This is a genomic window from Parvibaculum sp., assembly GCF_030694575.1.
Lineage (GTDB): Bacteria > Pseudomonadota > Alphaproteobacteria > Parvibaculales > Parvibaculaceae > Parvibaculum.
Map to the genome: position 1 here is coordinate 127,944 of NZ_JAUYUS010000100.1, position 23,238 is coordinate 151,181.

Here is a 23,238-nt window from a genome sequence, read left to right on the forward strand (position 1 = left end):
GGACGCTGCGTCAGGCATCCATGAGGGCGAGGAAACGGCCGGTTTCCAGAAGCTCGGCCCGGCGGGCGGCGAGCCGGGCGGCCTCCTCCTCGTCCTCGCCGCAGAGTTCCATCTGCCAGGCCTCGTCGAGATGGGCGGCGGCGAAGGCCTCGTCCGAGGTCAGGCGGCCAAGGACGACGGCGAGGCCGAGGACGGCGGAGCCCGTAAGCGTGACGGCGTTATGGAGGGCGGCAATGCGGAAGGGGTCGAGCGCGGCCACCTGCGCGCGGTAGGCATCGAGCGCGGCCTGGGGCTGCGCGACATGCATGAGGCCGGTGGTGACGGTGAAGGAAATGCCGAGCCCGGCCGCCCATGCGAGCATCGGGTCCCAGAGCGCGGACTGGCGCGCGGCAAGTTCGGCGGGGGCGTCCGCCCGGTAGCAGAGAAGGTCCGTCCCCGCATAGGTGACGAGTTCGCCGATCACCATGTCGCGGCGCGGCGCGACGAGGTCGATGGCGGTGTTGGCGAGCTTGGTGAGCTTCATGACGCGCGGGTCGATCTCTTCCGCCTGCGCCTCCCACTCATCGGCGATGGCGCGGGCGAGCGCCGGAACCGGCACGGCGAGCGGCTCCTTCGCGGGCGTCTTCACCGTGCGCCCGTCGAGCAGGATCGCGTGGCCTTTCTCGTGCGGCGCTGCCTCGGCTCTTTTATAGAAGCGCTTCAGTACACGGCGCTTCTCGCGGCCCGGATGCGCGACCTGCTCGTCGAGCGTGCGGTTGCGCGCCAGATCGAAAATGGCGGCGGCTGCGTCTTCGGCTTTATCGTTGTCGGTCATTGGTGTCCGTGTGTTCCCTCTTCTTCACCCTCCCCCTGTGGGAGGGTCAAACGGCTGCAAGCCGTTTGGGGAGGGGTTGCGAAAGAAAATAAAAATTCAGTCGAGAGCGCGTTCTCTTTGTCGGAGCGGAGTCCCCCTCCCCGAACGATCTTCGATCGTTCGACCCTCCCACAGGGGGAGGGTGGGAAGAAAGGAAATGACGAAGCCTCTTCCTCCTCCTCACCTCCCGAAAATGCCGCCGAGGCCTTTGCCGATATCCTCGATCGCGCCGCCGACGCCTTTCGCCGCGCCTTCGGCGGCGCCGCCGATCGTGCCGGCGATACCGGAGGATTCATTTGCGGCGGCGGCGGCACCGCTGCAATCGCCGCCGGCCGCGACCGACTCCGAGCCGGTGCTCATCAGCGGCAACAGCGCACCGACGCCGCCGGTGAGCGCCGTGCCCGCGACGGCGGTGGCAACGCCCGTGACGACACCCGTGCGGTCGAGACCGGCGGTGGGCGATGTGAGCGGACCGGACAGACGGACGGGGAAAGCGAGGCTGACGAGGCTTGCCTTTTTCGGCTTCGGCTTGAACAGGAGGTCGATCTTCTCATTGCCGAGATCGACCGTACCGGAACCCGTGGTGACGAGGCTCGACGTTTCGAGCGCCAGCGCCGACGCCTTGCCGACGCCGCCGTTGAAATCGAACCGGCTGATGGCGCAGACGAGTTGCGCCGTGTCGCCGCTCTCGCCGTTCGGGATCAGCACATTGACGAGATCGTCGGAGACGATGGCAAAGGCGCGCGAATTGATCGTGCCCTTGCCGATGACGAGATTGGTCTGGCCGGACAGCGACGCGGCGATGGCGTGCAGCGACTTGCCGCGCCCGTTGAGCTTCGCGCCGAAATCCGCTTTCGCGTTCAACATCGTCGTCAGGTCGAGATCGGTGAGGAGCTTGCCCATGTCGAAGCCGGCGGCATTCGCATCGATGCCGACGCGGCCGGCGGCGCCGTCCGCGCTGAGCGCGAGCTTGACCGGCGTGCCGCGATATTTGGCGGTGAGCGGCGCGGCGAGCTTGCCGCTGTCGAGCTTGAGCGGCAGCTTGAGATCGGTGAGCACCAGTTTGCCGTAGCGCAACTCGCCGAGCGACAAATCGATGTCGGCGTCGGCGGCAGTGAGCGCGTCGAGCGGCAGCGGATCGCGGCTGAAGACCGGCCCGCCCTTCCCGCTTCCCCCGCCACCGGCAAGGAAAGGCGTCACGTCGAAGGCCGAGCCCGTGAGCGCGCCGGTGAATTTCGGCTTTTTGCGGAGGTCGAGCGCGAGATCGCCGCCGATGCTCGTATCCGCGACGGTGAGCGAGGCATCGCTGAGGGAGGCCCGTTCGGTGTTACCGGAAATGTCGGCGGAGAAGGAAACCTTCGAGCCGTTCACATCGCCTTCGACGATGGCGTGGAAGCCCGCGCCTTTCGAGACGAGCGACACTTCCTGCAAGGCGGCTTCGCTGACCTTTCCCGTTTCGCCATCGCGATAGGCGAATTTGAGATCGGAAATGTCGAGCTGCGGCACGCGCGCGAGCGACATGCCGCCTTCTGTCTTCGCTTCCGGCGCGGGCGCGGCGGCCTCGCCGAATTCCCAGTTGCCGCGGCCGCGCTTATCGGTTTCGAGCCAGATGTCGGCGCCGACGAGCGTCACCCGGCGCACGTCGATGCCGCCGGTGAGGAGCGGCAGCAGCGCCACCTGGAGTTCCAGCTTTTCGGCGCTGACCATCTGCGGCCGCGTGCCCCAATCCGCATTGCCGAAACGGATTTTCTCGGCGACGACGGTCGGCACCAGCGAGAAGCCGATGTGGAGAGGCCCCTCGATCGTCAGTACGCGGCCCGTGGCATCCTTCGCCGCCGCCTCGATCTGCGGCTTGAAGCGGCCGAGATCGACGAAAGTGAGCGCATAGAGCGCGCCCGCGAGCAGCACGGCGACGATGACGACGAAGCGAAGAAATTTCCTCATGGCCTATGCTCCTCCGGCGGTTTCCGACTCCCTGACATCGCTGTCAGTCCAGATCGCATCGAGCGCGGGCGCGAGGCCGGAAAAATCCGACAGCACAAGATGTGCGCCCGCGACGCGCAGCATCTCGGGCTCATGATAGCCCCAATCGACGCCGAACGCATGTGCTCCCGCCGCCCGCGCCATCGCCATGTCGTAGCTCGTGTCGCCGACAAGGACGGTATCGCAAGGGGCGGCGCCCGCCGCCCGCATGGCGCGGCGGAGCATTTCGGGGTGGGGCTTCGAGGGCGCGTCGTCTGCCGTCTGCAGCGTGACGAAATAATGACCGAGGCCGTGCGTTTCGAGCGCGTGGCGCAGGCCGCGCTGCGACTTGCCCGTGGCGATGCCGAGCAGCGTGTCCTCGCGCGCGGCCAGCGCCTCCAGCACCTCGCGCACGCCGGGGAAAAGCGGCTCGGCAAGATCCTTGCGGACGCGCAATTCATGGAAGGCGCCCTTGTAGGCTTCGGTGAGGCGGCGGCGAAGCGGCTCCTCTACATGCGGCACCAGCGTATGGATCGCCTCGTCGAGCGAAAGGCCGACGATGGAAAGCACCTGCTCGCGCGGCAACAGATCGAGGCCATGCGCCTCGAAGGCGTGGTGCATCGCGGCCACGATCATGTGCTGGCTGTCGATCAGCGTGCCGTCGCAATCGAAGACGACGAGGCGGAGGGGAGAGGTCATTCTTCCAGCCCCGCAAAGGCATCCTTTGCGTCGCGCTCGTCGAAGCCGAGCAATTGCCAGCTTGCCTTCATGTGGGGCGGCAGGCCCGCTTCGACATAGAGGCGGCCGCCATCCGGATGCGCGATGTCGATGGAGCGGGCGTGGAGATGAAGCTTGCGCGCAATTTCACCGCCCGGATGCGCGTCGACGCCGCCATATTTGCCGTCGCCGACGATGGGCGTTCCGATGGCGGCGGCATGGGCGCGGATCTGGTGCGTGCGGCCGGTGAGCGGCATGAAGGCGACCCAGGCAAGCTTCCAGGAGGCCGTCGAGACGGTAGAGAAATGCGTGACGGCGTCGCGCGCGTTCTCGTCGCCCTTCTCCGCCGCGAAGACGCGCTCGGCGCGCGGGCCGCCCTGCTTCGACAGCGCGAGGTCGATGGTGCCCTGACGCGGAGACGGCACGCCGACGACGAGCGCCCAGTAGATTTTCTGCGCGTCCTTCTGCTTGAAGGCGCGGGCGAGCGCGGCGGCGGCTTTCGCCGTACGCGCGAGGATGAGGACGCCCGACGTGTCCCGGTCGAGCCGGTGCACGAGGCGCGGACGCTCTTTCGCCTCGAAGGTGAGCGCATCCAGCATGCCGTCGAGATGCCGTTCGGTCTTCGTGCCGCCCTGCACGGCGAGGCCGGCGGGCTTGTTCAGTACCAGGACGGATTTGTCCTTGTGGATGACGAGGGAGCGGAGATATTCCGCGTCGCTCTCGCTCGGGCCGTGAACGGCCTTCGGCGCCTGCTTCTCCGCATCCTCGCCGAGCGGCGGCACACGCACGACCTGTCCCGTGGCAAGGCGCGCATTCGCTTTCGCCCGCGCCCCGTCGACCCTCACCTGCCCCGTCCGCAGCAGCTTTTCGAGGCGGCCATGCGTGAGCATCGGAAAACGCCGCTTGAACCAGCGGTCGAGCCGGAGGCCGTCTTCTTCTTCCGAGACGTCGATTTGGGATACCTGATTCATGCCGGAAAAAGCGCCCTTACGATCCAGAGGCCGATGAAAAGAGCGCCGATGGCGCCCGCGACGGAGCCCGCCATGTAAAGCGCGGCGAGGCCAAGATCGCCGCGCTGGATCATGTTGGCCGCGTCGAGCGAGAAGGCCGAGAAGGTGGTGAAGCCGCCGAGAATGCCGGTGGTGATGAAGCTGCGCATCACGGGCGAGGGATCGTATTTGAGGGCGAAAAAGCCGATGATGAGCCCCATGACCAAGGAACCGAGAATGTTCACGCCGAACGTGCCCCAGGGAAAGTTCAGCCCGAAAAGCCGCGCCATCTGCTGATTGAACAAATGGCGGCCAGCGGCACCGATGGCGCCGCCCACGGCGACGGCGAAAATGGAATTCATTCGTTCCTCTCCTCTCTCAGCTTTCGCCAATAGGCTAGCCGCTTGCCGATCTCGCGCTCGAAACCGCGCTCGACGGGCTCGTAAAATTCCTGCCGCCCGACTTCCTCCGGGAAATAATCCTGACCGGAAAAAGCCTGCGGCGCGTCGTGGTCGTATTCGTAGCCGGCGCCATAGCCAAGCTCTTTCATGAGCTTGGTCGGCGCGTTGAGAATGTGGGCCGGCGGCGCGACGGAGCCTGTGTCGCGGGCGGACCGCTTCGCCGCGCCGAAGGCGGCATAGGCGGCGTTCGATTTCGGCGCGGTGGCGAGATAGATCGTAGCCTGCGCCAGCGCCAGTTCGCCCTCGGGCGCACCGAGAAAATCGAACACGTCCTTGGCGGCGAGCGCCTGATGCACGGCTTCAGGGTCCGCGAGGCCGACATCCTCGATCGCGGCGCGGACGAGGCGGCGCGCGATATAGAGCGGGTCTTCGCCGCCGACCAGCATGCGCGCGAGCCAGTAGAGCGCGGCGTCGCAATCCGACCCCCGGATCGACTTGTGCAGCGCGCTGACGAGATTGTAGTGTCCCTCCCGCCCCTTGTCGTAGAGCGGCGCGCGGCGCTGCACGGCGGTAATGAGGGCCGCCGTATCCATCGGCTGCGCCACCCGGAGGGCGTGAACCTCTTCCGCGAGATTGAGCGCATAACGCCCGTCGCCATCGGCCATCGCGCGGAGCGAGGCGCGGGCATCCTCCGTCAGCGGCAGCTTTTCGCCGTAGTGGCTTTCCGCGCGGGCGAGAAGTTCCTCGAGTGCGGCATCGTCCAGCCGGTTAAGCACGAGCACCTGCGCGCGCGAGAGCAGCGCGGCGTTGAGCTCGAAGGAGGGGTTCTCGGTGGTGGCGCCGACCAGCGTCACCGTGCCGTCCTCCATGACGGGCAGGAAACTGTCCTGCTGGGCGCGGTTGAAGCGGTGGATCTCGTCGACGAAGAGAAGCGTGCCCTTGCCGGTGGAGCGGCGGCCGCGCGCCGCCTCGAAGACTTTCTTCAGGTCCGCGACGCCGGAAAAGATCGCCGACATGGGCTCGAAATGAAGCCCGACGCGATCCGCCAGCAGGCGCGCGATGGTGGTCTTGCCGGTGCCGGGCGGGCCCCAGAAAATGACCGAGGAGAGATGGCCCTGCGCCAGCATGCGCCCGAGCGGGCCCTTGGGGCCGATCAGGTGCTCCTGCCCCACGACCTCCTCGAGCACCTTCGGCCGCAGCCTGTCGGCCAGCGGGCGCGGCGCCCCCTCGTCCATTCCGGCGGCTTCGAAAAGATTGCTCATGGGCCGCTATCTAGCACGTTTCCGGCGGCCCCTCACGGGGCCAGACCCCCTGCGACACTTATGCAATGGATTCGCATTCACAACGCTATTGCAAACCATTCGCACTTTTGGCAGTGTACCCACCTCCGAGGGGAAAACCCCCGGATTTGGGCAAAAAAGCCGGGCGGGAAACGAGTTCAGATGATCGTTTGCGTGTGCAATGCCAAGAACTGCCGGACCGTCCGCGAGACGCTGGCCGAGGCACCGCATCTGGAAACCCCCGCCGCCGTTCACCGCGCCATGGGCTGCAAGCCCCAATGCGGCCGCTGCCTGCCCGCGCTGGCCTCCTATATCGAGGAAGCGCGTAACGAAGCGGCGCTGGCAAACATCCTCGCCGCCGCCGACTGATCCCGCGAGATATTCTCAAACTCATTTGCAACTGATTGTAATTACTGCATTTTTTGAAATGCGGGTTTGATCTTTTGCGTCTCCGGCATACCCTTGTGCGAGATGCGAATGAATGAGGTTGAACATGCGTGGCGATGCCAAGGTCATCGAGTTCCTGAACAAGGCCCTGAAGCTCGAATTGACCGCGATTAATCAGTATTTCCTGCACGCCCGGATGTTCCGGAACTGGGGGTTCAAGCGGCTCGGCGAGGTCGAATACCGCGAATCGATTGACGAGATGAAGCACGCAGACAAGCTGATCGAGCGGATTCTCTTCCTCGAAGGCCTGCCGAACCTGCAGGACCTCGACAAGCTGCTGATCGGCGAGAACGTCGTCGAGTGCATGGAATGCGACCTGAAGCTCGAATATGAGGGCCACGCCTTCTACAAGGAGGCCGTCGCCTATTGCGAGCAGGCGCGCGACTATGTGAGCCGCGAAATCTTCGAGGACATTCTGGAGGATGAGGAAGAGCATATCGACTTCCTCGAAACGCAGCTCGACCTGGTGAAGTCGGTGGGGCTGGAGAACTACCTGCAATCGCAGATGGGCGACAGCGAGGGGTCTTAGGGCCTCTACCCGCCCACCGTCGCCGAGAAGACGCGGTCGCCGCGTTTCACCGAGAAGTCCCATTGCGGACGTGTGGCCGCCGTTACGCGGACGAGATCGCGCACCGTGCCGATCTTCGTGCCCGCGACCTCGACGATGATGTCGCCGCGCTGGAACTGGATCTGATTGGCGGCGGAGCCCGGCTCCACATTCACGATGACGACGCCCTGCTCGCCGACGATGTCGAGGCCGAGCTTGTCGGCAATCGCGGGCGAGAGATTGGCGGCGGTGGCGCCGGCGAAGGGATTGCGGCCGGCGATTTTCGTTTCGTCGGCGGGCGGGTCTTCCGGCGGCGCGATGAGCGCAACCTGCGCCTCGCGCTTCGCGCCATCCCGGGTATAGCCGACGCTCGCCTTGCCCCCGAGCCCCTTGGTCGCGAAGCGGTAGCGCACCGCCTGCGGATCCTCGACGTCGAAGCCGTCGATGGTGCGGATGACGTCGCCGACTTTCAGCCCCGCCTTCTCCGCCGGGCCGCCCGCATAGATGTCGCGGACGAGGCTGCCGCCCGGCCTGTCGAGCCCGAGCGACTGCGCGAGTTCCGCATCGACCGGCTGAAGCGAGGCGCCGAACCAGGGCCGCCGCACATGATCGCCATTATGCGCGGAAGCGACGACGCTCTCGACCATGTTGGAGGGGATCGCGAAGCCGATGCCGATGCTGCCGCCGGTCTGCGAATAGATGGCGCTGTTGATGCCGATGAGACGCCCATCCATCGTGACGAGAGCGCCGCCGGAATTGCCGGGATTGATGGCGGCGTCCGTCTGGATGAAGAACTGGTAGTCGGAAACCCCGACATGCGTGCGCGCCAGTGCCGAGACGATGCCCGACGTCACCGTCTGGCCGACGCCGAACGGATTGCCGATCGCGAGCACGAGATCGCCGACTTCGACCGAGTCCGAATTCTTGAAGGTGAGATGCGGCAGCTTCTGCTTGCCGGCGTCGATGCGGAGCACGGCGAGATCGGTGCGCTCGTCGGAGAGCACGAGCTGCGCGTCGAACTCGCGCCGGTCGGCAAGCGCGACGGTGAATTGCTGGCCGTCCTTGATGACGTGGTAGTTGGTGACGATGAGGCCGGAGGGATCGACGATGACGCCCGAGCCGAGCGACTGCTGCACGCGCTCGCGCGGCACGCCGAAGCTGAACCGGTTGCCGAAGAACTGCTGGAAGAAGGGATCGTTGAAGAGAGGCGAGCCCGCCCGCTCCTGCACCACGCGCTTGGTGTAGACATTGACGACGGCGGGCGCGACGCGCTTCACGACGGGCGCGTAGGAAAGCTGAACCTGGCCCCGGCTCGACGGCACCTCCCTCGCATCCTGCGCCCGCGCGGCCCAGGGAAAGAAGGCGAGAACCGCCATCAGCACGACGGCGGCGAGCGCCATCGAAAACGCTCCCCCGTATGAAGACTCCGACAACATTTCCACCACCATTGCGCACGCCCCGGCACAAGGACGGGCATTCGGCCTCAAAAGCCCCCGATAGATGCCGCGGGGGAATTTTGGTGGGCGCCGTGCGCGCTGACAAGGAGGAATTGGGGAGGAAAGCGTTACGGTGTTGTCATGGTGAGGGAGAGGCCGGAAAAGAAAAAGGGCGGCGCCGAAGCACCGCCCTTAAATCTTCCGAAGCGCCCGAAGGATCAGGCGGCTTCTTCTTCGCCCTCGACGAGCACCGGACCGGAGTCCTGGCCCTTGGCGCTCTCGTCGCGGTCGACGAATTCGATGACCGCCATCGGGGCGCTGTCGCCGTGGCGGAAGCCCGCCTTCAGCACGCGGATGTAACCGCCCTGACGCTCCTGGTAACGCGGGCCCAGAATGTCGAACAGCTTCGCCGCCCAGGTCTTGTCGGGCAGCGCCGCATAAGCCTGACGGCGCGCATGCAGGTCGCCCCGCTTGCCGAGCGTCACGAGCTTCTCGACGTAAGGACGAAGCTCCTTGGCCTTGGGCAGCGTGGTGACGATCTGCTCATGCTTGATGAGCGCGATCGCCATGTTCGCCAACATGGCCTTGCGGTGGCTTGCGGTCCGATTGAGCTTGCGGCCGGAATTTCCGTGGCGCATGGGCCCTACTCCTCAGTTTAGTGCGGCGTCGTCAGGACGCGGCGTTGCTTACTCAATATTGGTCTTCGTACCGCTTCGCCAGCTCTTCGATATTCTCCGGCGGCCAGTTCGGGACTTCCATGCCGAGATGGAGACCCATCTGGGCAAGGACTTCCTTGATCTCGTTCAGCGACTTGCGGCCGAAGTTCGGAGTGCGGAGCATTTCGCTTTCCGTCTTCTGGATCAGGTCGCCGATATAGACGATGTTGTCGTTCTTCAGGCAGTTGGCGGAGCGAACGGAGAGTTCGAGCTCGTCCACCTTCTTCAGAAGCGCCGCGTTGAACTCGAGTTCGGGGCGGCTCTCCTCGACATGCTTCTGCTCCGGCTCTTCGAAGTTCACGAAGGTCTGGAGCTGGTCCTGCAGGATGCGCGCGGCATAGGCCACCGCATCGTCCGGCGTGATCGCGCCGTTGGTCTCGATCTGCATGGTGAGCTTGTCGTAGTCAAGAATCTGGCCCTCGCGGGTGTTCTCGACCTTGTAGGAAACGCGCTTCACCGGGCTGTAGAGGCTGTCGACCGGGATCAGGCCGATCGGCGCATCTTCCGGACGGTTACGGTCCGAGGCGACATAGCCCTTGCCGAGCGCAACGGTGAACTCCATGCGGATCTCGGCGCCCTCGTCGAGGGTGCAGATCACGAGCTCGGGGTTCAGCACTTCGATGTCGGCGCCGGCCGTGATGTCGCCGGCGGTGACGACGCCAGGGCCCTTCTTCGACAGCGACATGCGCTTCGGGCCTTCGGCATGAAGGCGCAGCGCGAGATTCTTGATGTTCAGGATGATGTCCGTCACGTCCTCGCGCACGCCGGCGATCGAGGAGAATTCGTGCAGCACACCGTCGATCTGCACCGCGGTAACGGCCGCGCCCTGCAGCGACGACATCAGCACGCGACGCAGCGCATTGCCGAGCGTCAGGCCGAAGCCACGCTCAAGCGGTTCGGCCACGACGGTCGCGAAACGCTGCGCGTCATGGCCCGGATTGATTTCGAGCTTGTTCGGTTTGATAAGCTCTTCCCAGTTCTTCTGGATCAATTTAAGTACCTCGTCGTCGTTTGCGGCACGCTTCGAGGGCGCACCGGGCGGGAGACATCCGCCACCTGATCTCTTTAACGTCCGCTCCACCATTCAATCGTGCGAACAGACGTGACCGGTCGAGCCCCGGGGGACCGCCAGCCAGATACCGGTCTTTTAGACGCGGCGCCGCTTCGGCGGGCGGCAACCATTGTGCGGGATCGGCGTCACGTCACGGATGGTCGTGACGGTGAACCCCACCGACTGCAGCGCGCGAAGCGCCGACTCGCGGCCCGAACCCGGACCGCAAACCTCGACTTCGAGGGTGCGCATGCCGTGTTCCATGGCCTTCTTGCCCGCATCTTCCGCCGCCATCTGCGCGGCGAAGGGCGTCGACTTGCGGCTGCCCTTGAAACCCATCAACCCGGCCGACGACCAGGAAATCGCATTGCCCTGCGCGTCCGCGATCGTGATCATGGTGTTGTTGAACGTCGAATTCACATGGGCGACGCCCGATGAGATATTCTTGCGTTCCTTGCGCTTTACGCGCGTCTTTTCCTTCGCCATCCGTCTTAAACCTTCGTGTCACGCGGGTAACGCAGGAACGCGCCCCGGCTTCAATGCCTCGAGTGCGTTACTTCTTCTTGCCGGCAATCGCCTTCGCCGGACCCTTGCGGGTGCGGGCGTTGGTGTGCGTCCGCTGGCCGCGCACCGGCAGACCCTTGCGGTGCCGCAGGCCGCGATAGCAGCCGAGATCCATCAGGCGCTTTATGTTCATCGCTACTTCGCGGCGCAGATCGCCTTCGACGATGAAGTCGCGGTCGATCGACTCGCGGATCTGGATGACCTCGGCGTCCGTCAGCTCGTTCACACGGCGCTCGGCCGGAATGCCGACCGTGCTGCAGATTTCCTTGGCCTTGGTGTTGCCAATGCCGTGGATATAGGTCAGCGCAATGACCACCCGCTTGTTGGTCGGGATGTTGACGCCAGCGATACGAGCCACTTTTATCTCCTAACTACGGGAATCGCCTAACCCGGCACCTGAGCAAAAACCCGGCTCCAAGCGCCCGAAAACCGCGGAATTCCGCCATTTTCAGCCGTTAGCCAGTTTTTTCTCTGAAAGCACCGCCGCGAAGGCCGGGATTATAGAATTTACTTCTTCCCAGTCAACCGGCTAAGCCAATTCCCTTCCTTTTTTGAAATCCCGAGGACCGCCTCGATCTGGCGGGTTACCTCATCCATGTCCTTCATGCCGTCCACGGTCTTGAGCTTGCCCTTGGCCTTGTAATAGGCGATCAGGGGCGCCGTCTGCTCGTGATAGACCGTGAGGCGCTTCGCCAGCGCCTCCGCATTGTCGTCGGCCCGGGGGCCGCCTACGGTTTCCGCCGCGCGGGTCTCGATCCGCTTCAGCAGGATGCCGTCGTCGACGCCGAGCTCGACCACGGCATCGAGCGTGGTGCCCTTGCCGGCCAGCATCTCGTCCAGCGCCTCCGCCTGCGCCACGTTGCGCGGGAAGCCGTCCAGAATGTAGCCCTTGGCCGCATCCGGCTGCTCGATCCGTTCGGAAATGATGCCGACCACCACGTCGTTCGGGACGAGTTCGCCCCGCGCCATGATGCCCTCGGCGATCTTGCCGATTTCCGTGCCCGCCGCGACGGCCGCCCGGAGCATGTCGCCCGTCGAGAGCTGAACGAGGCCATGCGCCTCTTCCAGCCGTTTCGCCTGGGTGCCTTTTCCGGCGCCGGGCGGACCCAGCAGGATCAGTTTCATCGCTTGCCCCCGCGAAGCTTCGACTTCTTGATAAGCCCCTCATACTGGTGCGCCAGCAGATGGCTCTGGATCTGCGAGACGGTATCCATCGTCACGCTGACCACGATGAGGAGCGAGGTGCCGCCGAAATAGAACGGCACGCTGTATTGCGAAATCAGCAGCTCGGGCAGAAGGCAGACGATCGTGAGGTAGATCGCACCGACGGCCGTCAGCCGCGTCAGCACATAGTCGATATGCTCGGCAGTGCGCTGGCCGGGGCGGATGCCCGGAATGAAGCCGCCATACTTCTTCAGATTGTCGGCCGTGTCCTGCGGATTGAAGACGATGGCCGTGTAGAAGAAGGCGAAGAAGATGATGCCGGCGGCATAGAACGCCATGTAGAGCGGCTGGCCGTGGCCGAGCAGCGCCGTGACGCTGTTGAGCCAGTCGGGCCCCTGCCCCGCGGTGAAATTCGCGATCGTCACCGGCAGCAGAAGCAGCGAGGACGCGAAGATCGGCGGGATGACGCCGGCGGTGTTGAGCTTCAGCGGCAGATGCGAGCTGTCGCCGCCGTAAAGCTTGTTGCCGACCTGGCGCTTGGGATACTGGACGAGAAGGCGCCGTTGCGCCCGTTCGACGAAGACGATCGCCATGATGACCACGACGACCATGACGGCGAGGAAAAGGATGATGGCGGTCGAAAGCGCGCCCTGGCGGCCGAGTTCGAGCGTCCCGGCAAGCGCCCGCGGCAGCTCCGCCACGATGCCCGAGAAGATGATGAGCGAAATGCCATTGCCGACGCCGCGCGACGTGATCTGCTCGCCGAGCCACATCAGGAAGACGGTGCCGCCGACAAGCGTGATGACCGTCGTGATGCGGAAGAAGATACCCGGATCGATGACGACGTTCTGCGCGCCTTCGAGGCCGACGGCGATGCCGTAGCCCTGCAGCGTCGCGAGAAGCACCGTGCCGTAGCGCGTATACTGGTTGATCTGCTTGCGGCCCTGCTCGCCTTCCTTCTTCAACTGCGCGAGATGGGGCGAGACGGTCGTCATCAGCTGGATGATGATCGAGGCCGAGATGTACGGCATGATCGCCAGCGCGAAGATCGCCATGCGGCCGATGGCGCCGCCCGCGAACATGTCGAAGACGCCGAGCAGGCCGGACTGCTGCTGGCTGAAGACCTGCGCGAGCGCAGCGGGGTCGATACCCGGCAGCGGCACATAGGTGCCGAGCCGGTAGACGATGAGCGCACCCAGCGTGAACCAGATGCGCTTCTTCAACTCGGTCGCCTTCGAGAAGGCTGCGAAGTTGAGGTTCGCCGCGAGCTGTTCAGCCGCTGATGCCATTCATCTCACCCTGTGCACACCGGAGCCGGAGGCGCATGTTATCGAAGCGCTGCCTTATTCGGCCGCGGCCTTCGCCTTGGAAGCAACGACCGTCACCGAACCGCCGGCTTTTTCGACAGCTTCCTTCGCACTGGCCGAGACGCCGGCGACCTCGAAGGAAAGCTTCGCCTTGAGCTCGCCCTGGGCGAGCAGACGGACACCGTCCTTCACGCGGCGGATGACGCCCGCGGCGACGAGCGCCGCCGCATCGACCTTCGCGCCCTTGTCGAGCTTGCCGGCATCCACCGCCGCCTGCACCCGGCCGAGATTGACCGAGTTGTAGTCGGGGCGGAAAAGATTTTTGAAGCCGCGCTTCGGCAGGCGCATATGAATCGGCATCTGACCGCCTTCATAGCCCTTGATCGCGACGCCGGTACGGGACTTCTGGCCCTTCACACCGCGGCCGCCGGTCTTGCCCTTGCCGGAGCCGATACCGCGACCGACGCGGATGCGCGATTTGCGAGCGCCTTCGTTATCCCGGATTTCGTTCAGTTTCATCGGATTGCCTCGCGAGCCTTACGCCCTGTCCAGAAATTAAGCCTCGTCCACGACGCGGACGAGATGGGCCACCTTGTTGATCATGCCGCGCACGGCAGGCGTGTCTTCCAGCGTCTTCGTACGGCGCATCTTGTTCAGGCCAAGCCCGATCAGGGTCTGGCGCTGCGACGGCTCGCGCCGAAGCGGGCTGCCGATCTGCTGCACGGTCACTGTCGCCTTGCTGGCGGATTTCTTCGCTGACATCGCTCGTCTTCCTCTGATCTCGGCTTATTCGAGGCCGGCTTCGGCGGCGGCATCCGAACGGCGGCCGACGATGTCGCTGACCTTCTTGCCGCGGCGCGCCGCAACCATGCGCGGGCTCTGCTCGTTCTTCAACGCGTCGAACGTGGCGCGCACCATGTTGTAGGGATTGGACGAACCGAGCGACTTCGCAACCACGTCCTGGACGCCGAGCGTCTCGAACACGGCGCGCATCGGGCCGCCCGCGATGATGCCGGTGCCGGGAGGCGCCGCGCGCAGGACGACGCGGCCCGCGCCATGGCGGCCGTTCACGTCGTGATGCAGCGTCCGGCCTTCGCGCAGCGGCACGCGGATCATCGCGCGCTTCGCCGCTTCCGTCGCCTTGCGGATCGCTTCCGGCACTTCACGTGCCTTGCCGTGGCCGAAGCCGACGCGGCCCTTCTGATCGCCGACCACCACGAGCGCGGCGAAACCGAAGCGCCGGCCGCCCTTGACGACCTTGGCGACGCGATTGATGTGGACCAGCTTGTCCACGAATTCGCTGTCGCGCTCTTCCCGATGGTCTCTGTTCTCTTTACGTGCCACAGCAAAAATCCTTTAGAAGTTGAGACCGCCTTCGCGGGCGCCGTCAGCGAGCGCCTTGACGCGCCCATGATAGATGTAGCCGCCACGATCGAAGACGACGTCGGTGACACCGGCTTCCTTCGCGCGCTGGGCGAGAAGCTTGCCGACTTCGCCCGCCGCTGCCACGTCGGTGCCCGTCTTCTTGCCGAACTTCTCGTCGAGCGAAGACGCCGCCGCGACCGTCACGCCGCGCGTGTCGTCGATCACCTGGGCATAGATATGCTTGGACGACCGGAACACCGAAAGGCGCGGACGGATCACCGATGCCTTTGCGAGCTTGGCGCGATTGCGCATGGCCCGGCGTTGAGAGAGTGTTTTCATGTTGCTCATCGCGCGCAGCTCACTTCTTCTTGCCTTCCTTGCGGAAGATATATTCGCCGGCGTACTTCACGCCCTTGCCCTTGTAAGGCTCCGGTCCACGATAGCCGCGGATCTCGGCGGCGACCTGACCGACCTTCTGCTTGTCGATACCCGTAATCACGATTTCGGTCGGCTTCGTGCACTTGATGTCGATACCTTCCGGGATCGGATAGAGCACGTCGTGACTGAAACCGAGGTTCAGCTGCAGGTTCTTGCCCTGGATCGCGGCGCGGTAACCGACACCGTTGATCTCGAGCGTCTTCGTGAACCCGTTCGTGACGCCGGCAACGAGGTTCTGCACCAGCGTACGGCTGAGGCCCCACATCGCGCGGGCGCGCTGCGTGTCCTCGCGCGGACGCACGGAGAGACCGGCCTCGCCCTGCTCGACCGTCACATCGTCCACCAGCGTGAGCTTCAGCTCACCCTTCGGGCCCTTCACGGCCAGGTCCTGGCCGTCGAGCGTCACCGTCACCCCTTTGGGGACTTCGACGGGGTACTTACCAATTCGCGACATGGTCTCTGTTTCCTGTCGTCAGTATCATCGAATGCAGTGCGCGCATCAGAAGACGCGGCACAGCACCTCGCCACCTACATTCTGTTCCCGCGCGGCCACGTCGGACATGATGCCCTTCGGGGTCGAGAGGATCGAAATCCCGAGGCCGTTGCGCACCGTCGGCATCGTCTTTACGGACGAATACACACGGCGGCCCGGCGTCGAAACCCGCTCGATCATCTGAATGACCGGAGCGCCTTCGTTGTACTTCAGTTCGATCTCGAAGTCGCTTTTGCCGCCCGCGTATTCGACGCGCGTGTAGCCGCGGATAAAACCTTCTTCGGCGAGTACGTCCAGCACCCAGCCGCGAAGCTTCGAGGCAGGCGTCACCACCTTGCCCTTGCCGCGAAGCTGGGCATTGCGGATGCGCGTAATCATATCGCCAAGAGGATCGGTCATCGTCATTCGCGTGTCTCCTACCAGCTCGACTTCACCATGCCGGGTATCTGACCCTTGGACGCGAGGTCCCGAAGGGCGATACGCGACATGCGCAGCTTGCGGTAATAAGCCTTGCTGCGGCCGGTAATCTCGCAGCGATTATGGATACGGGTCTTCGAGGAATTGCGCGGCAGCTCGGCGAGCTTGAGCTGCGCCTGGAACCTGTCTTCCATCGAAAGCGCCTCGTCCATCGTGGCGGCCTTCAGCTTCGCCCGCTTGGCGGCGAATTTCGCCGTCAGCTTGCGCCGCTTCAGATCCCTATTAATGGCGCTCTTCTTAGCCATTCAAACCTCCGTCGGGTCCACCATTCGCGGACCGCTGAAAAATCACTTCGTGAAGGGGAAGTTGAACTTGCGAAGCAGCTCGCGCGCTTCGTCGTCCGTCTTCGCCGTCGTGCAGACGATGATGTCCATGCCCCAGACCTGATCGACCTTGTCGTAGTCGATTTCCGGGAACACGATATGCTCCTTGAGACCCATGGCGAAGTTGCCGCGGCCGTCGAAGCTCTTCGCATTCAGGCCGCGAAAGTCGCGCACGCGCGGCAGCGCGACCGTGACCAGCCGGTCCAGGAATTCGTACATCCGGTCCTTGCGCAGCGTGACCTTCACACCGATCGGCATGTCCTCACGCAGCTTGAACGTCGCGATCGACGTCTTCGCCTTGGTGATAACCGGCTTCTGGCCGGCAATCGCCTGCAGGTCCTCGAACGCGCTCTTGATCTTCTTGGAGTCGCCGACGGCCTCGCCGACGCCCATGTTGAGCACGATCTTGTCGAGCCGCGGAACCTGAAGCAGGTTCTTGTAGCTGAACTGCTCGGTCAGCTCCGGACGCACCTTCTCCAGATACTGAACCTTCAGCCGCGGGATATATTGAGCTTCAGCCATCGATCGTCTCTCCCGACGCCTTGGCGACACGAACCTTGCGGCCGTCTTCCAGCGTCTTGAACCCAACTCGCGTCGGCTTGCCCGTCTTCGGATCCTGGATCGCGATATTCGACAGGTGCACCTTCGCCTCGCGCGACACGATGCCGCCCGTCGTCGTCTGCGACGGCTTCTCGTGACGCTTCACCATGTTGACGCCCTGCACGAGCGCCTTGTTTTCCTTCGGGAAGACGGCGACGACATCGCCCTTCTTGCCCTTGTCCTTGCCGGTCAGGACGATGACCTTGTCGCCCTTTTTAATCTTCGCGGCCATCAGAGCACCTCCGGCGCGAGCGACACGATCTTCATGTGGTTCTTCGCGCGCAGTTCGCGGGTCACCGGGCCGAAGATACGCGTACCGATCGGCTCGCCCTGGTTATTGATCAAGACCGCCGCATTGCGGTCGAAACGGATGACGCTGCCATCGGCGCGGCGAATATCCTTCGCCGTGCGCACGACGACCGCCTTCATGACGTCGCCCTTCTTCACCTTGCCCCGCGGAATCGCTTCCTTGATGCTGACGACAATGATGTCGCCGACGGAAGCGTACTTCCGCTTGGAGCCGCCAAGCACCTTGATGCACATCACACGACGCGCACCAGAGTTGTCGGCAACCTCCAGGTTGGTCTCTTGCTGGATCATGACTTCATCCGCCTTGCTCGAACCGGTTCCTGCATCCCAAAAAGGATCAGGCCTCGTCCGTAAAAACTTCCCACTTCTTCAGCTTCGAAATCGGGCGGCACTCGCGGATCTTCACGATATCGCCAACCTTCGCCGATTTGTTCTCGTCGTGCGCGTGGTACTTCTTCGAACGGCGCACGATCTTCTTCAGGAGCGGGTCCTGAAAGCGGCGTTCGACATTCACCACGATTGTCTTTTCGTTCTTGTCGCTGACCACGACACCTTGAAGGATTCTCTTCGGCATTTTCGTGTCCTCAGCTCTTGCTTGCCGGCTCGGCGCTGCGCTGCCGCTGGATCGTCTTGATCCGCGCGATATCGCGGCGCACCTGGCGCATCTGGTGAACCTTCTCGAGTTGACCGCTGGCGCCCTGAAAACGCAGGTTGAATTGCGTCTTCTTCAGCTTCAGGAGCTCGTCCTGCAACTGGTCCGGCGTCAGGTCTCGTACATCGCTGGCCTTCATGGCCTTACCCTTTCATTCGTCCGCCCGGGGGCGGGGTCTTAATTCTCAGGCGTGCTCGCCGGGACGGGCAACGAACCGCGTCTTGATCGGCAGCTTCGCCGCACCGAGACGCATGGCCTCTTCGGCGACCGCGAGCGGAACGCCATCGATCTCGAACATGATGCGGCCCGGCTTCACGCGGGCGGCCCAGTATTCCGGCGCGCCCTTGCCCTTACCCATTCGAACTTCGGTCGGCTTCGAGGAAACCGGCACGTCCGGGAAAATCCGGATCCACACGCGGCCCGCACGCTTCATGTGACGGGTAATCGCGCGGCGCGCCGCCTCGATCTGCCGGGCCGTGATGCGGGCCGGCTCCTGCGCCTTGAGGCCGAAAGCCCCAAAGTCGAGATTCATTCCGCCCTTGGCCTTGCCATGGATGCGGCCCTTGTGGGCCTTGCGGAACTTAGTGCGCTTCGGTTGCAACATGGTCGAAACTCTCTTCGCTCAATTCTTGCCGTATCAGCCGCGATCGTCGCGGCGCGAACGGCCACCACCGGAATCGCCACCCTCCAGCGCGCGGCGTTCGGACGCCATCGGATCGTGCTCGAGGATCTCGCCCTTGTAGATCCAGACCTTGACGCCGCACGTGCCGTAGGCGGTCTTCGCCGTCGCGACGCCGTAGTCGATGTCGGCGCGAAGCGTGTGCAGCGGCACACGGCCCTCGCGATACCACTCCGTCCGCGCGATTTCGGCACCGCCGAGACGGCCCGCGCAGTTGATGCGGATGCCGCCGGCGCCGAGACGCATGGCGGACTGCACTGCCCGCTTCATCGCCCGGCGGAACGCAACGCGGCGTTCGAGCTGCTGGGCGATATTCTCCGCGACCAGCGTCGCATCGATCTCGGGCTTGCGCACTTCAACGATGTTGAGATGCACTTCCGACGCTGTGATCTTACCGATCTCGCGGCGCAGCTTTTCGATGTCCGCGCCCTTCTTGCCGATCACCACGCCCGGACGGGCGGTGTGGATCGCCACGCGGCACTTCTTGTGCGGACGCTCGATCACGATCTTCGAGACGCCGGCCTGCTTCAGCTGCTTCTCGAGGATCTCGCGGATCTTGATGTCTTCGTGCAGCAGCTTGCCGTACTCGTGACGGCCGGCGAACCAGCGCGAATCCCAGGTCCGGTTGATGCCCAGGCGCAGTCCGATTGGATTGACCTTGTGACCCATCAGGCTTGCTCCTCGACTTGGCGCACGACAATCGTGATCTGGCTGAACGGCTTCTCGATCCGCCCGACGCGGCCGCGAGCGCGCGCGTGCCAGCGCTTCATAACCAGGTTCTTGCCCACATAGGCCTCGGAGACGACGAGATCGTCGACGTCGAGGTCGTGGTTGTTTTCCGCATTCGCGATCGCGCTCTGCAGGATCTTCTTCACGTCGCCCGCGATCCGCTTGCGCGAGAAGGTGAGATCGGCGAGCGCCGTTTCGACCTTCTTGCCGCGAATGAGCTGCGCGACGAGGTTGAGCTTCTGCGGGCTTACCCGAAGCATCCGGCCGATGGCCTGCGCTTCGTTCTCGGGCAGGCGACGCTTGTTTGCAGCTTTGCCCATGACTTAGCCCTTCTTCGTTTTCTTGTCGGACGTATGACCGAAGTAGGTCCGCGTCGGCGAAAACTCACCGAACTTGTGGCCCACCATGTCCTCGGTCACGAGCACGGGAACGTGCTTCTTGCCGTTATGGACACCGAATGTGAGGCCGACAAACTGCGGCAGGATCGTGGAGCGGCGGCTCCACATCTTGATTACTTCCTTGCGGCCCGAAGAGCGCGTGGTTTCCGCCTTCTTCAGGAGGTAGCCATCCACGAAGGGACCCTTTTTGAGAGAACGTGACATATCGAGCTCCCTTAACCCTTCTTCTTCTTCTGATGACGGCTACGAACGATGTACTTGTCCGTTGCCTTGTTGGCGCGCGTCTTTTTGCCCTTGGTCGGCTTGCCCCAGGGGGTAACCGGGTGACGGCCGCCCGAGGTGCGGCCTTCGCCGCCGCCATGCGGATGGTCGACAGGGTTCATGACGACGCCACGAACGTGAGGACGCCAGCCGAGCCAGCGATTACGGCCCGCCTTCGCGATGGTGATGTTCGAATGGTCCGGGTTCGACACCGCACCGATCGACGCCATGCAGGTCGCCGGAACCATGCGCTGTTCGCCCGACGACAGGCGGAGCAGCGCGTAGCCCTGGTCGCGGCCGACGAGCTGCACATAGGTGCCCGCCGAACGCGCGATCTGACCGCCCTTGCCCGGCTTCATCTCCACATTGTGGACGATGGTGCCGACCGGAATGTTCGCCAGCGGCATCGCATTGCCCGGCTTCACGTCGACGCGGTTGCCCGAGACGACCACGTCGCCCGGCGCAAGACGCTGCGGCGCCAGAATGTAGGCGAGCTCGCCGTCTTCGTACTTCACCAGCGCGATGAACGCCGTGCGGTTCGGATCGTATTCGAGCCGTTCGACCGTCGCCGGCATGTCGTACTTGCGGCGCTTGAAATCGACCATGCGATAGCTGCGCTTGTGCCCGCCGCCCCGGAACCGGACCGTGATACGGCCATGGTTGTTGCGGCCGCCGGACTTGGTCAGTCCTTCGGTGAGGCCCTTGACCGGCTTGCCCTTGTAGAGGGCGGAGCGGTCGACCAGCACGAGACCGCGCTGGGCGGGGCTTGTCGGTTTATATTTTTTCAATGCCATGATCAGAGCCCGGTCGTCACATCGATCGAGTGACCTTCTTCGAGGGTCACGATCGCTTTCTTGAAATCGCTCTGCCGTCCCGCGATACCGCGGAACCGCTTGGTCTTGCCCTTCCGGATCAGCGTATTGACCGCCTTCACCTTCACGTCGAAGAGCTTCTCGACCGCTTCCTTGATCTTCGGCTTCGTCGCGTCCGGAGCCACCTTGAAGATGACCTGGTTCGCTTCCGAGGCCATCGTCGCCTTTTCAGTGATTACCGGCGACACGATGATGTCGTAATAACGCTCGTTCATTTGAAGCGAGCCTCCAGGCTCTCGACCGCGGCCTTGGTCAGCACAAGCTTCTCGCGGCGCAGAATGTCGTACACGTTGATGCCCTGAACCGGCAGCACATCAACATTCGGAAGGTTGCGGGCCGCGAGCGCGAAGTTCGCGTCCAGCTCCTCGCCGTCGATTACGAGAACCGACTTGAGGCCGAGCTTCTCGAATGCATCCTTCGCGGCTTTCGTCTTCGGCTCGGCAAGCTTCGCCTCGTCGAGAATGACGAGGTTGTCGCTCTTCGCCTTGGCCGACAGCGCCAGCTTCAGCGCGAGCGAGCGAACCTTCTTCGGCAGATCGAACGCATGGCTGCGGACGACCGGACCGAAAGCCTTGCCGCCGCCGCGGAACTGCGGCGCCTTGCGGTCGCCGTGACGCGCGCCGCCCGACCCCTTCTGCTTCACGAACTTCTTGCCCGTGAGCGCGATTTCGGACCGGCCCTTGGTCTTGTGCGTGCCGGCCTGCCGCTTCGCGAGCTGCCAGGCCACCATGCGATGCAGAATATCGGTGCGCGGCTCAAGCGCGAAAACGTCGTCCGTCAGATCGACGGAACCGGCCTTCTTCGCTTCAAGTGTCGTTACGTCGATTTTCATCACGCACCTTCCTGACCGGCTTCTTCGGCCGGTGACTCTGCGGGAGCTTCCACGGCCGGAGCAGCGGCAGCTTCCTCGCCGTTGCGGCGGAACGCGCCCGGAACGGGAACGCCTTCCGGCAACTTGCTCTTCACGGCGTCGCGCACGAGCACCCAGCCGCCCTTCGAACCCGGCACCGCGCCCTTCACCATGATGAGACCCTTGTCGGCGTCCGTGCGGACGACTTCCAGGTTCTGCGTCGTGATGCGCGTCGCGCCCATGTGGCCGGCCATCTTCTTGCCTTTGAAGACCTTGCCCGGATCCTGGTTCTGACCGGTCGAGCCATGGCTACGATGGCTGACGGAGACACCGTGCGTGGCACGCAGGCCGCCGAAATTATGGCGCTTCATGACGCCCGCGAAACCCTTACCGATCGAGGTACCGCTGACATCGACATACTGGCCGGCGATAAAATGATCGGCCGTGAGCTCGACACCTACATCGAGCAGGTTGTCCGGGCTCACCCGGAACTCGACGAGTTCCAGTTTCGGCTCCACCGAGGCACGCGCGAACTGGCCACGCTGGGCGTTCGCAACATTCTTCGCCTTGGCACGGCCTGTGCCGAGCTGAACCGCCGTATAGCCGTTCTTTTCATCCGTGCGCTGGCTGACAACCTGGCAGTTGTCGAGCTTCAGCACCGTGACCGGGACATGACGACCGTCTTCCATGAAGAGACGGGTCATACCGACCTTTTTGACAATCACTCCGGAACGCATGGGTCCCATTCCTCGTTTTGATCGACGATCCGGCTCGACTTAGAGCTTGATCTCGACATCCACACCGGCAGCAAGATCGAGCTTCATCAGCGCATCGACCGTCTGGGGCGTGGGGTCTACGATGTCGAGCACACGCTTGTGTGTCCGAATTTCAAATTGCTCGCGGCTCTTCTTGTCGATGTGCGGGCCGCGCAGCACGGTGAACTTCTCGAGCCGTGTCGGAAGCGGGATCGGACCGAGCACCTGCGCGCCGGTACGCTTCGCCGTATTGACGATCTCCCGGGTCGAAACGTCGAGCACGCGGTGATCGAAGCCTTTCAACCGGATGCGGATCTTCTGCCTTTGCATTTTCGTCCTCGTGCCTCTCGGCCCTGCGCTTTCGCGACTTTAGAAGTGGGGGCGCGAGGTCTCCCGCGCCCCAGTCACCTTGTTTACTTCAACACTTTGGAGACGACGCCGGCGCCGACGGTACGTCCGCCCTCACGGATGGCGAAGCGGAGCTTCTCTTCCATCGCGATGGGGGCGATCAGCGTCACGTTCATCTTCACGTTGTCGCCGGGCATCACCATCTCGGTCCCTTCCGGCAGCGTCACCACGCCCGTCACGTCCGTCGTGCGGAAG

General features: G+C 63.9%; 36 protein-coding genes and 1 pseudogene. 2 read left to right on the forward strand and 35 right to left on the reverse strand.

All coding sequences use genetic code 11. The features are described from left to right. Positions 1-10: 10 nt before the first annotated feature. From Q8S60_RS14595 to Q8S60_RS14620, 6 genes are all read right to left on the reverse strand, one after another. Positions 11-814: an ATP12 family chaperone protein gene (locus Q8S60_RS14595; RefSeq protein WP_305278231.1), complete on the reverse strand. Its 804-nt coding sequence runs from the start codon at positions 812-814 to the stop codon at positions 11-13. Positions 815-1,033: 219 nt separating this feature from the next. Next, positions 1,034-2,797 (reverse strand): AsmA family protein, encoded by a 1,764-nt coding sequence (locus Q8S60_RS14600; RefSeq protein ID WP_305278232.1) that lies wholly within the window; start codon positions 2,795-2,797, stop codon positions 1,034-1,036. Between the two features lie 3 nt (positions 2,798-2,800). Then, positions 2,801-3,514 carry an HAD family hydrolase gene (locus Q8S60_RS14605; RefSeq protein WP_305278233.1) on the reverse strand — a complete coding sequence of 238 codons (714 nt, stop codon included), beginning with the start codon at positions 3,512-3,514 and terminating at the stop codon, positions 2,801-2,803. Continuing rightward, entirely contained in the window at positions 3,511-4,503 is a 993-nt protein-coding gene (locus Q8S60_RS14610) for an RluA family pseudouridine synthase (RefSeq protein WP_305278234.1), read from the reverse strand. Before Q8S60_RS14610 ends, Q8S60_RS14605 begins: the two co-directional genes overlap by 4 nt. Beyond that, on the reverse strand, positions 4,500-4,883 hold the full coding sequence (crcB, locus tag Q8S60_RS14615) for a fluoride efflux transporter CrcB (RefSeq protein WP_305278235.1): 384 nt from the start codon (positions 4,881-4,883) through the stop codon (positions 4,500-4,502). The genes Q8S60_RS14610 and crcB overlap by 4 nt, the downstream gene beginning before the upstream one ends. Beyond that, positions 4,880-6,184 (reverse strand): replication-associated recombination protein A, encoded by a 1,305-nt coding sequence (locus Q8S60_RS14620; RefSeq protein WP_305278236.1) that lies wholly within the window; start codon positions 6,182-6,184, stop codon positions 4,880-4,882. Before Q8S60_RS14620 ends, crcB begins: the two co-directional genes overlap by 4 nt. A 180-nt stretch (positions 6,185-6,364) precedes the next feature. Here Q8S60_RS14620 and Q8S60_RS14625 point away from each other — a divergent pair, with 180 nt between their 5' ends. Both Q8S60_RS14625 and bfr read left to right on the forward strand, forming a co-directional pair. Further along, entirely contained in the window at positions 6,365-6,571 is a 207-nt protein-coding gene (locus tag Q8S60_RS14625; protein ID WP_305278237.1) for a bacterioferritin-associated ferredoxin, read from the forward strand. A 124-nt stretch (positions 6,572-6,695) separates the two neighbouring features. Then, positions 6,696-7,178 carry a bacterioferritin gene (gene bfr, locus Q8S60_RS14630; protein WP_305278293.1) on the forward strand — a complete coding sequence of 161 codons (483 nt, stop codon included), beginning with the start codon at positions 6,696-6,698 and terminating at the stop codon, positions 7,176-7,178. A 5-nt stretch (positions 7,179-7,183) separates the two neighbouring features. Here the strand turns inward: bfr and Q8S60_RS14635 are convergent, their stop codons facing one another. The 29 genes and pseudogenes from Q8S60_RS14635 to tuf form a co-directional block, all read right to left on the reverse strand. Beyond that, the gene (locus Q8S60_RS14635) at positions 7,184-8,596 is read right to left on the reverse strand and encodes a DegQ family serine endoprotease (protein ID WP_305278238.1); all 1,413 of its coding nucleotides are present in this window, start codon (positions 8,594-8,596) and stop codon (positions 7,184-7,186) included. A gap of 254 nt (positions 8,597-8,850) precedes the next feature. Further along, complete coding sequence (gene rplQ, locus Q8S60_RS14640; RefSeq protein ID WP_305278239.1) at positions 8,851-9,270, reverse strand: 50S ribosomal protein L17; 420 nt, start codon at positions 9,268-9,270, stop codon at positions 8,851-8,853. Between the two features lie 52 nt (positions 9,271-9,322). Further along, complete coding sequence (locus Q8S60_RS14645) at positions 9,323-10,339, reverse strand: DNA-directed RNA polymerase subunit alpha (RefSeq protein WP_305278240.1); 1,017 nt, start codon at positions 10,337-10,339, stop codon at positions 9,323-9,325. A gap of 156 nt (positions 10,340-10,495) precedes the next feature. Then, positions 10,496-10,885 carry a 30S ribosomal protein S11 gene (gene rpsK / locus Q8S60_RS14650; RefSeq protein WP_012111681.1) on the reverse strand — a complete coding sequence of 130 codons (390 nt, stop codon included), beginning with the start codon at positions 10,883-10,885 and terminating at the stop codon, positions 10,496-10,498. A 67-nt stretch (positions 10,886-10,952) separates the two neighbouring features. After that, complete coding sequence (gene rpsM, locus Q8S60_RS14655; protein WP_305278241.1) at positions 10,953-11,321, reverse strand: 30S ribosomal protein S13; 369 nt, start codon at positions 11,319-11,321, stop codon at positions 10,953-10,955. Positions 11,322-11,470: 149 nt separating this feature from the next. Continuing rightward, positions 11,471-12,088 (reverse strand): adenylate kinase, encoded by a 618-nt coding sequence (locus Q8S60_RS14660; RefSeq protein ID WP_305278242.1) that lies wholly within the window; start codon positions 12,086-12,088, stop codon positions 11,471-11,473. Beyond that, the gene (gene secY, locus Q8S60_RS14665) at positions 12,085-13,416 is read right to left on the reverse strand and encodes a preprotein translocase subunit SecY (RefSeq protein ID WP_305278243.1); all 1,332 of its coding nucleotides are present in this window, start codon (positions 13,414-13,416) and stop codon (positions 12,085-12,087) included. The genes Q8S60_RS14660 and secY overlap by 4 nt, the downstream gene beginning before the upstream one ends. A 54-nt stretch (positions 13,417-13,470) precedes the next feature. Continuing rightward, positions 13,471-13,953, reverse strand: coding sequence for a 50S ribosomal protein L15 (gene rplO, locus Q8S60_RS14670; RefSeq protein ID WP_305278244.1), 483 nt, complete (start codon positions 13,951-13,953; stop codon positions 13,471-13,473). 36 nt (positions 13,954-13,989) lie between these two features. After that, positions 13,990-14,196 (reverse strand): 50S ribosomal protein L30, encoded by a 207-nt coding sequence (gene rpmD / locus Q8S60_RS14675; RefSeq protein WP_012111676.1) that lies wholly within the window; start codon positions 14,194-14,196, stop codon positions 13,990-13,992. 24 nt (positions 14,197-14,220) lie between these two features. Next, on the reverse strand, positions 14,221-14,787 hold the full coding sequence (gene rpsE, locus Q8S60_RS14680) for a 30S ribosomal protein S5 (RefSeq protein WP_370867310.1): 567 nt from the start codon (positions 14,785-14,787) through the stop codon (positions 14,221-14,223). Between the two features lie 3 nt (positions 14,788-14,790). Further along, positions 14,791-15,147 carry a 50S ribosomal protein L18 gene (rplR, locus tag Q8S60_RS14685; protein WP_305278246.1) on the reverse strand — a complete coding sequence of 119 codons (357 nt, stop codon included), beginning with the start codon at positions 15,145-15,147 and terminating at the stop codon, positions 14,791-14,793. A gap of 10 nt (positions 15,148-15,157) precedes the next feature. Further along, complete coding sequence (gene rplF / locus Q8S60_RS14690; RefSeq protein ID WP_305278247.1) at positions 15,158-15,691, reverse strand: 50S ribosomal protein L6; 534 nt, start codon at positions 15,689-15,691, stop codon at positions 15,158-15,160. A 45-nt stretch (positions 15,692-15,736) separates the two neighbouring features. Next, positions 15,737-16,135: a 30S ribosomal protein S8 gene (rpsH, locus tag Q8S60_RS14695; protein WP_305278248.1), complete on the reverse strand. Its 399-nt coding sequence runs from the start codon at positions 16,133-16,135 to the stop codon at positions 15,737-15,739. A gap of 11 nt (positions 16,136-16,146) precedes the next feature. Then, positions 16,147-16,452, reverse strand: coding sequence for a 30S ribosomal protein S14 (rpsN, locus tag Q8S60_RS14700; RefSeq protein WP_305278249.1), 306 nt, complete (start codon positions 16,450-16,452; stop codon positions 16,147-16,149). A 42-nt stretch (positions 16,453-16,494) separates the two neighbouring features. After that, on the reverse strand, positions 16,495-17,052 hold the full coding sequence (gene rplE / locus Q8S60_RS14705; RefSeq protein ID WP_305278250.1) for a 50S ribosomal protein L5: 558 nt from the start codon (positions 17,050-17,052) through the stop codon (positions 16,495-16,497). Then, positions 17,045-17,362: a 50S ribosomal protein L24 gene (gene rplX, locus Q8S60_RS14710; RefSeq protein WP_305278251.1), complete on the reverse strand. Its 318-nt coding sequence runs from the start codon at positions 17,360-17,362 to the stop codon at positions 17,045-17,047. Before rplX ends, rplE begins: the two co-directional genes overlap by 8 nt. Continuing rightward, the gene (gene rplN / locus Q8S60_RS14715; protein ID WP_012111668.1) at positions 17,362-17,730 is read right to left on the reverse strand and encodes a 50S ribosomal protein L14; all 369 of its coding nucleotides are present in this window, start codon (positions 17,728-17,730) and stop codon (positions 17,362-17,364) included. Before rplN ends, rplX begins: the two co-directional genes overlap by 1 nt. 46 nt (positions 17,731-17,776) lie before the next feature. Further along, complete coding sequence (gene rpsQ, locus Q8S60_RS14720) at positions 17,777-18,013, reverse strand: 30S ribosomal protein S17 (protein WP_305278252.1); 237 nt, start codon at positions 18,011-18,013, stop codon at positions 17,777-17,779. 10 nt (positions 18,014-18,023) lie between these two features. Then, positions 18,024-18,230, reverse strand: a complete 207-nt coding sequence (gene rpmC / locus Q8S60_RS14725) for a 50S ribosomal protein L29 (protein ID WP_305278253.1) — start codon at positions 18,228-18,230, stop codon at positions 18,024-18,026. A gap of 45 nt (positions 18,231-18,275) precedes the next feature. Beyond that, complete coding sequence (gene rplP / locus Q8S60_RS14730; protein WP_293506779.1) at positions 18,276-18,695, reverse strand: 50S ribosomal protein L16; 420 nt, start codon at positions 18,693-18,695, stop codon at positions 18,276-18,278. Between the two features lie 33 nt (positions 18,696-18,728). Beyond that, positions 18,729-19,439, reverse strand: a complete 711-nt coding sequence (gene rpsC / locus Q8S60_RS14735) for a 30S ribosomal protein S3 (RefSeq protein WP_305278254.1) — start codon at positions 19,437-19,439, stop codon at positions 18,729-18,731. Next, on the reverse strand, positions 19,439-19,819 hold the full coding sequence (rplV, locus tag Q8S60_RS14740) for a 50S ribosomal protein L22 (RefSeq protein WP_305278255.1): 381 nt from the start codon (positions 19,817-19,819) through the stop codon (positions 19,439-19,441). The genes rpsC and rplV overlap by 1 nt, the downstream gene beginning before the upstream one ends. Before the next feature lie 3 nt (positions 19,820-19,822). Continuing rightward, complete coding sequence (rpsS, locus tag Q8S60_RS14745) at positions 19,823-20,101, reverse strand: 30S ribosomal protein S19 (protein WP_305278256.1); 279 nt, start codon at positions 20,099-20,101, stop codon at positions 19,823-19,825. 11 nt (positions 20,102-20,112) lie between these two features. After that, a complete protein-coding gene (gene rplB / locus Q8S60_RS14750) occupies positions 20,113-20,952 on the reverse strand; it encodes a 50S ribosomal protein L2 (protein WP_305278257.1) in 840 nt (279 codons plus the stop codon). Between the two features lie 2 nt (positions 20,953-20,954). Then, a complete protein-coding gene (locus Q8S60_RS14755; RefSeq protein ID WP_305278258.1) occupies positions 20,955-21,245 on the reverse strand; it encodes a 50S ribosomal protein L23 in 291 nt (96 codons plus the stop codon). Continuing rightward, positions 21,242-21,862, reverse strand: a complete 621-nt coding sequence (gene rplD / locus Q8S60_RS14760) for a 50S ribosomal protein L4 (protein ID WP_305278259.1) — start codon at positions 21,860-21,862, stop codon at positions 21,242-21,244. Before rplD ends, Q8S60_RS14755 begins: the two co-directional genes overlap by 4 nt. Then, entirely contained in the window at positions 21,862-22,617 is a 756-nt protein-coding gene (gene rplC / locus Q8S60_RS14765) for a 50S ribosomal protein L3 (RefSeq protein ID WP_305278260.1), read from the reverse strand. Before rplC ends, rplD begins: the two co-directional genes overlap by 1 nt. A 39-nt stretch (positions 22,618-22,656) precedes the next feature. Beyond that, positions 22,657-22,965, reverse strand: a complete 309-nt coding sequence (gene rpsJ / locus Q8S60_RS14770) for a 30S ribosomal protein S10 (RefSeq protein ID WP_012111657.1) — start codon at positions 22,963-22,965, stop codon at positions 22,657-22,659. A gap of 83 nt (positions 22,966-23,048) precedes the next feature. Next, positions 23,049-23,238: pseudogene (gene tuf / locus Q8S60_RS14775) on the reverse strand (elongation factor Tu); the annotation flags it as partial.